A 13,157-nucleotide genomic window follows, 5' to 3' on the forward strand; every position below is an offset into this window, starting at 1 on the left:
TGGCCGCGCATAAACACCCAATCGCTTGATGAATGCCTGTTTTGCTCAGCCGGTCGAACAGCACGCAAGGGATGAACGTAATGATCCCTCCGATCAGTTTGATAGGAGGTCTCAAGCGATGCTTTCGGCGTCAGATACCTTCCACCACGGCCAGATGTGCCTTGGAATACTTCTCTCGGACTTTGATCGCCTTCTGATACTCGGGAGAGTTGTAGCAGGCGAGGGCAGTCTCGTAGTCCTTGAACTCGATTACCGCCAGGCGGTTCGCGTCAGGGCCCTCCATAACCTGGCTCGTTCCCGCGCGAACGACAAAGGTCGCCCCATATTTGTCGAACGCCGCCTTGTTCAAGGCAATGTACTCCTTGTACCCCTCCTGGTCTGCAATATCGACCATCGCAACCCAGTATCCCTTTTTGGTCATTTGCTTCCTCTCCCTACATAAATTCCCGCGCCCTCTCGCGGAGGATACGGGAGGTCCTTTCGTTCACCTTCGGTGCACGAGCGTTGCCGTTGATCCTGCTCGATCACACGACTAGGACCGAAACAAGAACGCCTGACTACAATATGGACAACTTGTCCAAGGACGTGTAATCCCACCATGTCCCGTTGTCAAGCTTGCAAGGAGATGTGCCATGAGCCTGAGCGACCTCCAGGACGGAGCCGATGCAAGGGCTCCTATTCACGTACAGGGAGCCGCCTCGTTCTCGAAGTTCATGACGGTGCTGCGGATCATCGCGGATGCCCCCGGAACACTGGACATCGCCCAACTGACAAAGCGCGCGCCATTTCCCCGAGGGACGGTCTACCGCCTCGTTTCGGCGCTCATCGCGGAGGGACTCGTCACGCAATCAGGAGAGGGCGGAACGTTTCGCCTGGGGCCGAGCCTCCTCCAGCTTGCTTCCAAGACCTGGGAGGACTTCGACTTGCGGACGATCGCGAGGGATTTTCTGGTATCGCTCCGCGACGCAACGGATGAAGCCGTGCACCTTGCGGTGCCCAGCCACAACCGGATGGTCTACATAGACAAGTTGGTGGGCACCAGCAGGGTTCAGATGAAAACCAGTATCGGCGGCCAGGTTGAACTTCACTCCACATCCGTGGGTAAGGCGTGGCTGTCGGGACTGCCGGACCAGCGGCTGTTGGAAGTCATCAAAAGCCTGGATATGACGCGCCACACGGCCAAGACGTTCACGACCCTCGAAACGCTGTTCGATGAATTGAAGCGGACGCGCGAACAAGGGTTCGCATTCGATGACGAGGAGAACGAGCCGGATATCCGCTGTCTAGGCAGCCCGATCTTCAATCGTTCGGGGGAACCGATTGGAGCGGTAAGCATCAGTATGCCCGTGTATCGGCACGACGAGCGGCGCCACGAGCTCTGCGGAAGGCTGGTGCGTCAAACGGCGAAACTGATCAGTGCCGAATTGTCCAGGATGGTGTAGCGCCCGCGCGCGCCACCGCGTACGGCGGGTCGCGCCACGCGCCGGCACTATTCGATGACGGTACCGAGCAAATCGATTTGGAGAGACAGAGATGGGATTGCATCAGCACGCCGGGCGATTGTTTGCCGCTGGCATGTTTATTGTTGTTTCGGCGGCGCACGCAGAGGAAGGTCGGCGAGAACTTGGTCCACATGTCCATGGACACGGCACATTGGCGATCGCTTTCGAGGGCGACAATGTTCAGATGGAGCTCGTTGCCCCTGGCATGGATATTGTCGGGTTTGAACACGAAGCTGAAACCGCCAGGCAGAAGAACGCTGTCGAGACCGCGCTCGCCGACCTGAAGGACCCGCTGAAACTCTTCATATTGCCCGAGTCCGCAGGTTGCACTGTGACCTCAGCAGACGTCAGAGTCATCGCCGAAGACCACGAGCACCATGATGCTGTGGCAGAGGCCGACGATACCGCGGGTTCTGAAGAGCACGAGGATAATCACACCGAGTTCCGAGCGACCTACGTTCTCGCCTGCGCGGATGCGGCCAAGGTCACTTCGATCGGCTTCCCTTTCTTCGACCGCTTCGCCGGGCCCAGGGCACTCGCCGTGACGGTCATCGATGCCAATGGGCAGACCTCCTCAGACGTGACCCGCGAGTACCGTGTGCTGGAAAGATGAGATGAACGCGGAAGCAGCGACGGACGCCGTGCGCTTGCACGGCGTCGAATACAAATGGAGAGCGCGGGACGCGTTTGGCCTCTCAATCGGCGAATTTGAGGTTTCCCGTGGGGAGCGCCTCCTGCTGCTTGGCGCATCCGGTAGCGGAAAATCGACACTGCTCAGCCTGCTGACCGGCCTCGTTTCGTCGCAATCTGGAACCCTCGAGATCCTGGGGACGCGCCTCGACAAGTTAAGCGGCGGTGCACGCGATCAGTTCCGCGCCGAGCACTTCGGCATCATCTTCCAGATGTTCAATCTTCTTCCCTACGGCGCCGTCATCGACAATGTGATGTTGCCGCTCAGCTTCGCGCCGGAACGTCGCGCCCGCGCTATGGCTGCGGGCGGCACGGAGAACGAGGCCCGGCGCCTCTTGTCGGCCCTTGGGCTTCCGGCGGATATCGGGCGGCAAACGGCGGCCACGTTGAGCGTCGGTCAGCAGCAACGCGTCGCGACGGCGCGGGCGCTCATCGGCTCTCCCGAGATTGTTGTCGCCGACGAGCCGACATCGGCTCTCGACGACGGCCGGCAGCAGGATTTCCTCGACCTGCTGTTCGGTCAGATCGATGCCACGAAGGCAACCCTGATCATGGTAAGTCACGACCGGCGATTGGCGCAGCATTTCACGCGGGTGATCGAGCTCAACGACATCCTGGCAACGTCGAAAAGCGGAGCCCCGGCATGATCGTCGCACGCCTTGCCTTGCAATCCCTGCGCAACCGCTGGGCCACGGTGCTGCTGACGATCCTTGCGATCTCCGTCAGCGTCATGCTGCTGCTCGGTGTCGAAAAGGTGCGCAGCGGGGCAAGAGACAGCTTTGCCGGCACGGTGTCGGGCGCGGATCTGGTCATTGGCGCCCGGTCGGGTGCCATGCAGCTCCTCCTCTACTCGGTGTTCCGCATCGGCAACGCGTCCAACAATGTCACCTGGCGCAGCTACGAGGATATTGTTTCGCGCCCGGAAGTAGCCTGGGCAATACCGCTCTCCCTCGGAGACAGTCACCGTGGCTTTCGCGTCATCGGGACGACTCCGGATTACTTCGAGCACTTACGATATCGCGGCGGCCAAGCCTTAAAGTTTGCTGCAGGCGCACCCTTTGATGACCTCTTCGATGTCGTCCTGGGCTCGGACGTTGCGAGCCGGCTTGGCTATGCCATCGGGGACAAGATCATCATCGCGCACGGTGCGGGGTCCCTTGGGCCACGGCATGACGATCTTCCGTTTCGCGTCTCCGGCATTTTGGCGCGTACCGGCACGCCGGTGGACAAATCCCTCCATGTCAGTCTCAAGGCTATCGAGGCCATTCATGTCGACTGGCGGTCCGGTTCACGGATCCCGGGTCAAGTTACGCCGGCCGATCGTCTGCGGCAGATGTCCCTTCCGCCGAGGGCGATAACCGCGGCCATCATCGGCTTGAAGTCGCGCCTGCAAGTCATCGGATTTCAGCGCGTGGTGAACGAATACAGGGCCGAGCCCCTTTCAGCCGTCCTGCCCGGCGTAGCTTTACAGGAGATGTGGGGCCTGGTCGGCACCGCCGAGACCGCGTTGCTGGGCGTTTCTGCCATGGTCGTGGTGACATCGATGCTCGGATTGTCGGCAATGATATTGTCAACGCTCAACGAGCGACGTCGTGAGATCGCGATATTGCGCTCGCTAGGGGCGAGACCCGGCACGGTTGCGGGCCTTCTTGTCGGAGAGGCGACGCTGCTGACCGTGGCGGGAATTGTGATCGGCTCGGCCTCGCTTTATGCGGTCCTGGTGGTGGCCCGCCCTCTGATTGACAGACGATTCGGCATCGACATCGGTGTTCAACCCCCTTCCACGACCGATGCGCTGCTACTCCTGGCAATTTTTATCGGCGGAATGGCAGCAGGATTCCTGCCGGCCTATCGGGCCTACAGAATGTCCCTCGCAAATGGAATGATGGTGAGAACATGAAGACTCCCGGATTCTCCTTCGGCAACGCGAGATCAGTGTTCCACTGCATCACTCTCGCTCTGACTGTTTTGGGCCTTGGCTGCGGCGCGGCATTCAGTGAGCGCGCCACCCAGCTAACTTGGGAAATGCTGATCCCGCCGACAGAACCGCTGGCAAATTTCCTGGAAGATGTTCCCCTGGAGCAGCAGGAGGCGTTGCGAGATTTCAGTTACTGGAAAGGTTACCTGGCGCACGAGGCGGCCGAACAGCTTGCTGATCAGATCGACGAAGCCAAAAGGAGAGTCGACGCCAACAGGGAGAAATTTTCAAAGCAAGGCGTCGACATTGACGCGCTTTACGAACGATACCTGGACTGGGTTGGAGAGATTGAGAGGCGTGGAACCCTCACCGAGAAGAAGTTGGACGGCAAGCAGGTAGCCATCGCCGGTTATCTGCTGCCCCTGGATTTCAATCCAGGCGGGACGACCGAGTTCCTGCTTGTCCCCTATTTCGGTGCGTGCATCCACGAGCCGCCACCGCCGCCGAACCAGATAGTCTATGTAAAATCATCCGCTCCATTCGCGCTTACGAGTCTGTTTGAGGGCGTTATGATAACGGGCACAATGCGAGTACAGTCTGAAAAGAAAGACCTCTCCTTCGTAGACGGTTCGAGCGAGATTGCATTGGGCTACGTTTTGGAGGACGGAAACATCGAGCCCTATCAATACGGGGAAGCCGGGCAATAGGCCAAGTCGTGCAGAGGGGGATTCTGGATCATTTCACTATTTCACGGAAACACTGAAATGATCTAAGCCTTGTTCCTACGCATTCCCGACGGAAACCGGTCCCCACTTTTCCTGGAATTGCTCTAACCGCCTGGCCGCGGGTCAGAGGCTCGCACGAGCGGCGAACTGATGGTGTATCCACTTTCGACGTCTCTGCGCCGTCACCATCACGAGCTGCACCTTCCGGTCGCCAGCAAAAAGCATTCCGGTTACGCTTGCCGACTGACAGATGATGCGCTCAGCGAAACCCGGTGACCCTGAGCACCTCCGCCGGGGAGGTGAGACCTTGCCCTGCCTTCCTGGCGCCGTCATGCGACATCGTGCTCATGCCCCGCTGCAGCGCGAGCGCTTCGATCCTGGAGTGGTCTGCCCCTTGTGAAGCGAGCTCGGTGATAGCCTCATCGAAGACCAGGATCTCGAACACTGCGATGCGGCCTCGATACCCCGTGCCGTTGCAACGGCCGCAGCCAACTGCGTTGAACACTTTCTGGCCTGGGGAGAACCCCACGGCCTGGTAGCGCAGGTCGGAGGAGAACGTCTCGGCCGAAAGAATTCCTTCCTGCTTGCAGTGATCGCAGAGCCTACGCAACAGGCGCTGGGAGATGATGCCGCGTACTGCGCCGACCAGCAGATAGGTCTCGACACCCAGGTCGCGCATACGGGTGAAGGCTGCCGCCGCGGTGTTCGCGTGGACGGTGGTGAGGACGAGGTGTCCGGTGAGCGCTGCCTGGACGGCGGCCCGCGCCGTCTCGCCGTCGCGTATCTCACCGACCAGAATCACGTCGGGATCCTGGCGCACGAACGTCCGGATCGCGGACGAGAAGGTGATGCCGATCGCCGGGTTGATCTGCGACTGCACGATGCCGGGAATCTGGTATTCGACGGGATCCTCGATGGTCACGATCTTGCGGCCGGGATCGTTGAGCTTCGAGAGGGCGGCCGCGAGCGTCGTCGTCTTGCCGCTGCCAGTCGGGCCAGCGACGGCGATCATTCCGTGGGTGTGCTCAAGGAGCCGGTTCAGCGTCCGCCGTTCTTCCTCATCCAGGCCCACGCCCGCGAAATCCAGCAGGACGCTGTCGCGGTGCAGGATGCGCATGACGACGGTCTCGCCATGGATGGAGGAGAGAGTGGCAACGCGCAGTTCGACTTCGCGGTCCCCGATGGGAAGGCGCATAGCACCATCCTGAGGCTTGCGGCGCTCGGTGATGTCGAGGCCGGCGAGAACCTTGATGCGCGACACGATCGCATCGGCTATTTCGTGCGGCGGCGCAGGCATGATCCGCAAGACGCCGTCGATGCGGAACCGCATCACGAGTCTTCCGCGCATCGGTTCCAGGTGGATGTCGGTCGCCCTCAGGTCGAGCGCGCGCCTGAAGATGTCGTCTACGACAACCACGACCGGCGCGCCGCTCGCGAGATCCCTAAGGCTTGCGATAGCCGCTTCGGAGGTTGCTCCTTCGCCGGTGGCCTGGGCAACGTCCTGGGTGCCGGAAAGGCGTTCCAGGCAGGATTCCAGATCGGGTGCGGGAACCACGCAGACCTCAGCGTCACCGTCGAGAACGGATCGCAGCGCCTCTATCGGGTCCGCATCTCCGGGGTGGAGAACCCCTATGACCGCGCTCCCGTCCGGTGCCGTGAGCGGCGCGATCCAGTTCTCCGCAAGAAATCGGTTTGAGAGATTCTGCGCGACGGGCCTGTAGTCCGCGAGCTGCTGCCGGTCCAGAAGTCGCACGCCATAATAGGACGACAGGAAGCCTGCGAGAGCATCGGCGTCGACGATCTGCGCTTCGATCAGGCGGTGCAGGTCGGAGGCTCGCGAGGCCGTAGCTTCACCGAAAAGGCTCCGTATAGCCTCGCGGCTCGCCAGACCGGCATCCGCCATGGACGACAAGAGTGAGTGAATTTCTGTATGCTGTAGGTTCATCGAATGTATCTGTCGGAGTTGACCCTGAGCACAATGGATGCCGGCTTGCGTATGCCAACTCCGGCTATGGGTTCAACGCGCAAAGCGGTCTGCCTGATGTGACGTTCAGCCACCGGCGGTTCCTTCGAAAGCTGCTCCAGAGCAGAAGGCAGTGCTGTATAGTTGTCAAGCGCCACTGCCCTTCTCTTGGCGTCGCCGAGCAGCATCATCTGGCTCACGCTCGGCTCCCCCACCCCCGCACGCGGCGCATCTGCGTGCCTGCCGTATCGTTCAGATCCTGCTATAATCCACAAAATGGGCAATTTGTCCACATTTCTAACTGAGGGACTTGTCCGACAATTGCCGATGTGATTTGTTTTCACGCGGCAACGGACTCCGGACCCTGTGCCGGCTTCCGCTCTAAGGTTTGACCGGAATGGCTTCTCATTTCACCGCGGCGATCCGCGGCATGGATGACTGGATCGCGGGACCGGCCTCCCTGCTGGATGAATTCGTGCGCGCCAAATCCAGCGGCGTGGTTGCGCGGGTCGCGGACGACGACGGGAGCGCGCTTGAAATCGAGCAGGCGACCGGCCGAAAGCCGTCAGCACCCCTGTTGGTACCGATTTCTCCGGACATGCAGGCGTCGGGCGCACTGCGCACCGCGTTGAATGGAAAGACGGTCCTTCTCGGCATCCCGGCGCGCTGGGTTATCGCGCGCCGGATCGAAATGCCGATAGAGGCTGCCAGCCACCTCGAAGGCATCGTCGCGTCGCGGATGGGCGCGCTTTCGCCATTGCCTGCTTCCGATATCTATTTCGGCCACAGGGTCCTCGGGATCAGCCGTGAGGCGCGGCAGATCACCGTCGCCGTCGCGATCGTTGCGAAGTCGCGTGTCGCTGCTGCCTTGGCCTGCCTGAACGCGGCCGAGGCCCGCCAGGTCGTGATCTCGGCGCCGTTTCCGGAAGGGGAGGCCGTGCAAGTATCGACACAGCGGCAGCGGGTCGCCAGCACGCGCGGCCGTATAAAGTTCGTCCTTGCCGGAGTTCTGGGCGTAAGCCTGGTCGCTGCAGTCACGGCTCTGGCGGCGCGGCCGATGGTCCAGAACAGCTATGCCGAGCGCCGCGCCGCCGTGGAGATCCGGGCCGAGAAGGCGCGCCAGGCAATCGCGCTGGCGGCGACTCCGGACAAGGCTGATACAGCGCCGGAGCAGGAGGCTCTGAATATCAAGGACGACGCGATAAGCGCGCTGGGAGCATTGGACGACCTGGCTGAGGCTTTGCCGACGCATTCCTATGCCATCGAGGTGTCCTTCGCCAATGGCCGCATGCGTCTCTCGGGCCGGACCATGGATTTACCCGAAGTGCTGACTGCGCTGGAATCGTCGGGTCGCTTCGAAGACAGCAAGCTTGTCGGACCGGCCCTCCGCGGGGAGGATGGCGTTACCTCGGAGTTCGAGATCGACACCCGCCCGCTCATCCGCACGGGAGGTTCGCTGCGATGAGGACGACACCGCTGTGGCGCGACACGCGGCTTCAATCGCTGGTCGTCATGGCCCTGCTGGTCGTCGGAGCGCTTGTACTCGTTGCTGATACGCTGCTGTCCTGGCGCGCGGAGGTGAGGGCGCTGGCGCTCTATGAGGAACGTACCGCCTTGCTCGAAAGCAGGGCGTCCACTTCCCCGGTTCCCCAAGGGACGGACCAGGCTCTGGCCGGCGAGGGCAAGATTCTTCTCGATGCGCAAACCAGCGGGCTCGTCTCGGCTGAATTCCAGCGTCTGCTCTCCAATCGCGTGGAAAGCGTGGGTGCCGTTATCCAGCGCGTCGATGTTCCCGCAGACGGTCAGGGCGCCGATATAGGCGATCCTCAGTTGGAGTCTTTAGAGCGCATTCGTTTGACTGCCGATATCGAGGTTATGGAGCAATCGCTGCCCGATCTCATGTATGCCATCGAGGCAGGTTCGCCCGTCATGGTGGTCGATAGCTTCAGGCTTCGGTTGAACCGAAAGGTCGATCTGTTGTGGGGAGATCAGACCTCGAGTTCCATGGATCGACCGCTGTCGCTGAACGTCACGTTGTCGGCCTTCTGGGAGAAGGGGCCACAGTCATGATGACCACGCTGCGCGTGACAATGATGCTCGCCGCCATCGCGGCCTCTTCGAGCCTGTCTTTTGGCATGGAAACGCTATCGGTCAGAGAACGCCCGCTGAGCGACTATGCGGCGCTTCGGGATCGGCCCCTGTTCTCGCCGGACCGGAGTGCTCCGGTCGCGTTCGTTGCCGCCGAGCCGGAACCTGTCGTCGTGCAGCCCGAGCCGGAACCTGAGCCGCCGCCGCCTGCCGCGGCGCCCGATTGGCAATTGGTTGGCATCGTGCGGTCGTCGAAGCTCAACAGCGCGACCTTCACAGCCCCGACCGAGATAGCGGCATTCACGCTGCGCACGGGGGAGAGCCGCGAAGGTTGGACCCTGACGGCAGTCGGCCAGTTTGAAGTCAAGCTCGATGGAGCGGGAGGACGCGCCTCGCTGCGTTTTTCCGATCAGGGAGGCGGTGAACAAATGTTTCCGCCGGAGCAGCCGATGAACATGGATTCCGGGGTTGATCCATATGAAGCAGGCAATGATTATTTGCCCGGGGGTTGAACAAATCGAGCGGTCGCACCTTCCGAGGCACCGGCAGAGATTTTGATGGAGGGATTTCCTCACAGACGCAGATCGGGAACGAACTCTCCAGTGGATCGGCCTCGCCCGTTTCGGGAGTGTGAACTGCTCACGAACATGACAAACGATCCATGCGTTGATGTTTCCGATCTGGCATTTGCGTGCGCGAGTCTGCATCGTTACGCCAGGGTGGACACCCATTTCGGATATGATTTCGCCAAGGAACCGCTAGGGGTAAAGATCCGACCTCGCGATTGGCGCATGTTCGGACGCAGAACGTTGCAACAACGCGATGTCGCGCTTGCATCCGAACGACGGGCGTACAGATAGAAAGTTCGGCTCCATGGGCTCAACGGCATTCGCATACAAGGCTTTGAACGGCGAGGGGCGTATCGAACTCGGGCGGATAGATGCGTCTGATTCCGACGATGCCGTCCAGAAGCTCGGGGCGCGCGGGCTGATCCCGGTAAGTGTCGAAGAGAGCGGGCAGTCCGCATCGCGCGCACCGCTGTTTTCGACACGTATACCGGCGGCGCAGGTCACGCGGCTGCTCTCCGACCTGTCGATCATGCTGAATGCGGGGATCCGGATCGACGAAGCGCTGGCGATCATGGAAAAGGAATTCGACAGCGGCAGGCTTCAGCCCGTCGTTGCCGGCATTCGCACCGACCTGGCGTCGGGCGAGTCATTCTCCAGCGCGCTGGAAGCCTGGCCTGCTCTGTTCCCGACGTTCCAGGTCGCCATGGTTCGTGTCGCGGAGAGCTCCGGCAAGTTGCCCACCCTCCTGTCGCGCATCGTCCAGGAGCGCCAGCATTTCGAGGCATTGCAGACCAAGGTCAGCGAGGCGCTGCGGTATCCGGCAGTCCTGTTTGCCGGCACGGTCTGCGTACTGGTCTTCTTCCTGGTGGGGGTCGTTCCTCAGTTCGAACCGATGATCATGCAGAGCGGCAAGGAGGACACGCTTATGGTGGTGATGTTCGCGGTCTCGAATTTCCTGCGCGCCCACGGACTGGTCCTTTTGCTTGCGGCTTCGCTACTCGTTTTGCTGGGATTGGTGGCGGCGCGGCGAGGCCTTCTTTCGGCATGGCTCTGGGGTTTCGCCAAAAAACTTCCGCTTCTGTCGGAGATACCGGGAAGCTATCGGACGGGGCGCTTTGCCCGTCTCCTGGGCATCATGGTCGAAACGGGCGTGGCGGTTCCTGTGGCCTTCAAGCTCATCAGCGATACCATCGACCACGGCGAGGTTGCCCGGGCACGCGCGCAGCAGGCCTCCGACGCGCTGAGGCAGGGAAATAGGCTTGGCCATGCGCTCGAGATTCTTCAGCTTCCCCCGCTGGCGGTGCGCATGTTGAGGCTCGGCGAGCAAAGTGGCGAACTCGCGGGGCTGGCCTATCGTGTCGCCGACTTCTATGAAGTGCGGCTGGAGCGTTCGCTGGCCCGTATCGTCGGGCTTGTCGGCCCTGCGGCGGTCGCAACGATCAGTGTCTTGATCGGTGGTATGATCGTGTCTATCATGTCTACTCTTATGTCCTTCAACGACATGGTCCGATAGGAGCGCTGGTTGCAGAGCGTACATTTCGCATCCGGTCCCGACCTCATGCAGCGCAAGCGTACCCGGCGCCGCAGGGCGGGCTTTACGCTGATCGAGATGCTGGTCGTGCTGGCCATCATCGGCCTGATCTCGGCGCTCGTCGGTCCTCGTGTTCTCGCGCAATTGTCCGACTCGCGCGAGCGCGCGGCGAAGCTTCAGATCGAGGCGTTTTCGAGCGCGCTCGACATCTTCTACATCGATGTCGGCCGTTATCCGGTGCAGGCCGAGGGCCTGGGAGCCCTCGTGCGTAAGCCTTCGACCATCCAAGTCTGGAACGGGCCATACCTTCGCGGCGAGAACGTCCCGCTCGATCCGTGGGGCAATGAATACAAATATGTGAGCGACGGAAAGACGTTCAGCATTACCACCGAAGGGCCTGGTGGTTCCAATGTGTCGGGCCAGCCCTAGGGGCAACAGCATTCGAAAGAAGGCGCAGCGCGGTGTCGTGCTGCTCGACGTGGTCGCCGCGCTTGCAATCGTCGCGCTCGCGGCCTTCGTGCTGATGCCACGCCCGCGTTCCAGCATCGGGGCTGCCGAGCTTTCTGCCGCGGCGGTTCGCGTCAGCGGGGAATTCCGCAAAGGCAGGGCGAAGGCGCTGACCACGGGGAGCGTCGCCGACGTGACGGTCGATCCGGGAAGCAAACGCATCCAGGTGGATGGCGCCGATCCGATCTCGATCAGGGACGGGGTGGCCATGAACTGGGTCACATCGGACCGGTGTCCCATACGAGGCGGAACCAGAGCCCTGCGCTTCCTTGCCGACGGACGGTCCTGCGGGGGCGTCATGACGCTGTCCGCCAGCGGCCGGGAGATCGAACTGCGCGTCGACTGGTTGACCGGCCGCGTGGAAATGAGCCCGAAATGACAGCGCGGCGCAGACGCGGCTTCACGCTGATCGAGGTTCTGGCCTCGCTTGCCGTCGCCGTGCTGCTGATCATTCCGATCGCGCGCATCATCACGGGCACCGCAGGCGCATTCGCGGGTCTGGAACGGTCGACCGAACGCCGTGTCGGCATGCAGGCTGCCATGGCGGCCGCGATGACCCTCAACCCGTTGCGAACGGGCCGGAGCGTGATCGGGGATTTCACGGTCACCGTGGAGCCGTACCGCTTCGAACGCGACGCTGCGTTGGCGCAGACCGGATGGCAGCTTTACTCCGTCACCGTTCGCAGCACCGACAGATCGGACGACGACGTGATGCAGACGGTGCGCCTCGGCAAGCTGCAATGACGAGGAAACGCAGCGTTCGGGACGGCTTCACGCTGATCGAGGCATTGGCTTCGCTGGTGCTCGCGACGATGCTGTTTGGTGGGCTGTCACTCTACACCGGAACCTGGCTGCGCCACTGGCAGGGGATGATCGCCAGAGGCGGGCAGGAGGATACGGTGGCAGTGATTCTCGACCGGATGGTCGAGGACCTGGAGGCGGCGCAGCCCGGCTATTCCAACTCGGGAGGGGCCACTGAAGTCCGCTTCACCGGCCATGCCGACAAGGTCACCTTCGTACGTCCGGCGCTCGGCTACGAGCGGCGTGCGGGACTCGATGACATCACCTATTCGATGGGTCGGGCCGGAGCTGACGCGGCCCTTATCCGTGCCCGCCGCGATCACATGATGGGCGAGGGCGGGGAGGATCTTCCACTGGTGCGCGGCGATCTGAAGCTTTCGTTCAGCTATGCCGGGCCGGACGGCGCGCTCAATCCCGAATGGACAAGCACCAACCGCATGCCGTCCCTCGTCCGCATCGAAATATCCGGCAGTTCTCCCCGTCCGTGGCGGCAATGGGCCTATGCGCGGTTGCGCGTCGAGCTGCCCGCGCGTTGCGGCGCGGCTCAAGCGCTCGCGCCGTGTCTGCAGCGCTACGGCAACGGCTTCTGAACTCCGCAGGGTTGTACGATTGGCGCCGGTAATAGGCTTGCAAAACAGTGTGGCATGCAGACGGCGCAGGACTGCCGCTGATTATCGACATTCACGCCTCCATGATATCGACGATTTCCTTGATCGCACGGTCCATTTTGGTGCGTTCGCACGGTCGCGCTCCATGCCGGCGCGGCGCTCGCGGTTCAGCCGATTGCTCTCCTCCGCATAGGGGGCGCGCAGTGCGGCCTCGGCTGCCTCCGGCGCCATCACCCGTTCCTTGTCGTGCAGGAG

General features: G+C 61.8%; 16 protein-coding genes. 13 read left to right on the forward strand and 3 right to left on the reverse strand.

The window, feature by feature from the left end:
• Positions 1–130: 130 nt before the first annotated feature.
• Entirely contained in the window at positions 131–421 is a 291-nt protein-coding gene (locus CHEJ32_RS0105745; RefSeq protein WP_028032999.1) for a DUF1330 domain-containing protein, read from the reverse strand.
• A 211-nt stretch (positions 422–632) separates the two neighbouring features.
• Between CHEJ32_RS0105745 and CHEJ32_RS24025 the strand changes: the two genes are divergently transcribed.
• From CHEJ32_RS24025 to CHEJ32_RS0105770, 5 genes are all read left to right on the forward strand, one after another.
• Complete coding sequence (locus CHEJ32_RS24025; RefSeq protein WP_051469504.1) at positions 633–1,442, forward strand: IclR family transcriptional regulator; 810 nt, start codon at positions 633–635, stop codon at positions 1,440–1,442.
• 91 nt (positions 1,443–1,533) lie between these two features.
• Positions 1,534–2,115 carry a DUF2796 domain-containing protein gene (locus CHEJ32_RS0105755; protein WP_051469505.1) on the forward strand — a complete coding sequence of 194 codons (582 nt, stop codon included), beginning with the start codon at positions 1,534–1,536 and terminating at the stop codon, positions 2,113–2,115.
• Position 2,116: 1 nt separating this feature from the next.
• Positions 2,117–2,839 carry an ATP-binding cassette domain-containing protein gene (locus CHEJ32_RS0105760; RefSeq protein ID WP_028033001.1) on the forward strand — a complete coding sequence of 241 codons (723 nt, stop codon included), beginning with the start codon at positions 2,117–2,119 and terminating at the stop codon, positions 2,837–2,839.
• A complete protein-coding gene (locus tag CHEJ32_RS0105765) occupies positions 2,836–4,092 on the forward strand; it encodes an FtsX-like permease family protein (protein ID WP_198023826.1) in 1,257 nt (418 codons plus the stop codon). Before CHEJ32_RS0105760 ends, CHEJ32_RS0105765 begins: the two co-directional genes overlap by 4 nt.
• Complete coding sequence (locus CHEJ32_RS0105770; protein WP_028033003.1) at positions 4,089–4,817, forward strand: DUF3299 domain-containing protein; 729 nt, start codon at positions 4,089–4,091, stop codon at positions 4,815–4,817. The genes CHEJ32_RS0105765 and CHEJ32_RS0105770 overlap by 4 nt, the downstream gene beginning before the upstream one ends.
• Before the next feature lie 277 nt (positions 4,818–5,094).
• On the opposite strand, the gene CHEJ32_RS24030 is transcribed toward CHEJ32_RS0105770, so the two are convergent.
• Both CHEJ32_RS24030 and CHEJ32_RS0105780 read right to left on the reverse strand, forming a co-directional pair.
• Positions 5,095–6,780 (reverse strand): GspE/PulE family protein, encoded by a 1,686-nt coding sequence (locus tag CHEJ32_RS24030; protein WP_084032694.1) that lies wholly within the window; start codon positions 6,778–6,780, stop codon positions 5,095–5,097.
• Positions 6,777–6,998: a hypothetical protein gene (locus CHEJ32_RS0105780; protein WP_034657939.1), complete on the reverse strand. Its 222-nt coding sequence runs from the start codon at positions 6,996–6,998 to the stop codon at positions 6,777–6,779. The genes CHEJ32_RS24030 and CHEJ32_RS0105780 overlap by 4 nt, the downstream gene beginning before the upstream one ends.
• A 197-nt stretch (positions 6,999–7,195) precedes the next feature.
• Between CHEJ32_RS0105780 and CHEJ32_RS0105785 the strand changes: the two genes are divergently transcribed.
• The 8 genes from CHEJ32_RS0105785 to CHEJ32_RS0105820 all read left to right on the forward strand — a co-directional run bounded on the left by CHEJ32_RS0105785 (position 7,196) and on the right by CHEJ32_RS0105820 (position 12,884).
• Positions 7,196–8,263 (forward strand): PilN domain-containing protein, encoded by a 1,068-nt coding sequence (locus tag CHEJ32_RS0105785; RefSeq protein ID WP_028033005.1) that lies wholly within the window; start codon positions 7,196–7,198, stop codon positions 8,261–8,263.
• Entirely contained in the window at positions 8,260–8,868 is a 609-nt protein-coding gene (locus tag CHEJ32_RS0105790; protein ID WP_028033006.1) for a GspMb/PilO family protein, read from the forward strand. The genes CHEJ32_RS0105785 and CHEJ32_RS0105790 overlap by 4 nt, the downstream gene beginning before the upstream one ends.
• On the forward strand, positions 8,865–9,398 hold the full coding sequence (locus tag CHEJ32_RS24035; protein WP_034657941.1) for a hypothetical protein: 534 nt from the start codon (positions 8,865–8,867) through the stop codon (positions 9,396–9,398). Before CHEJ32_RS0105790 ends, CHEJ32_RS24035 begins: the two co-directional genes overlap by 4 nt.
• Before the next feature lie 310 nt (positions 9,399–9,708).
• The gene (locus tag CHEJ32_RS24040; RefSeq protein WP_051469507.1) at positions 9,709–10,968 is read left to right on the forward strand and encodes a type II secretion system F family protein; all 1,260 of its coding nucleotides are present in this window, start codon (positions 9,709–9,711) and stop codon (positions 10,966–10,968) included.
• Between the two features lie 9 nt (positions 10,969–10,977).
• The gene (gspG, locus tag CHEJ32_RS0105805; RefSeq protein WP_371179788.1) at positions 10,978–11,415 is read left to right on the forward strand and encodes a type II secretion system major pseudopilin GspG; all 438 of its coding nucleotides are present in this window, start codon (positions 10,978–10,980) and stop codon (positions 11,413–11,415) included.
• On the forward strand, positions 11,396–11,872 hold the full coding sequence (locus CHEJ32_RS0105810) for a hypothetical protein (RefSeq protein ID WP_156936625.1): 477 nt from the start codon (positions 11,396–11,398) through the stop codon (positions 11,870–11,872). Before gspG ends, CHEJ32_RS0105810 begins: the two co-directional genes overlap by 20 nt.
• Positions 11,869–12,237, forward strand: coding sequence for a type II secretion system protein J (locus CHEJ32_RS0105815; protein ID WP_028033009.1), 369 nt, complete (start codon positions 11,869–11,871; stop codon positions 12,235–12,237). Before CHEJ32_RS0105810 ends, CHEJ32_RS0105815 begins: the two co-directional genes overlap by 4 nt.
• Positions 12,234–12,884 carry a type II secretion system protein J gene (locus CHEJ32_RS0105820; RefSeq protein ID WP_028033010.1) on the forward strand — a complete coding sequence of 217 codons (651 nt, stop codon included), beginning with the start codon at positions 12,234–12,236 and terminating at the stop codon, positions 12,882–12,884. Before CHEJ32_RS0105815 ends, CHEJ32_RS0105820 begins: the two co-directional genes overlap by 4 nt.
• Positions 12,885–13,157 lie beyond the last annotated feature (273 nt).

It is taken from the genome of Chelativorans sp. J32, assembly GCF_000518985.1.
Taxonomy (GTDB): Bacteria; Pseudomonadota; Alphaproteobacteria; order Rhizobiales; family Rhizobiaceae; genus Chelativorans.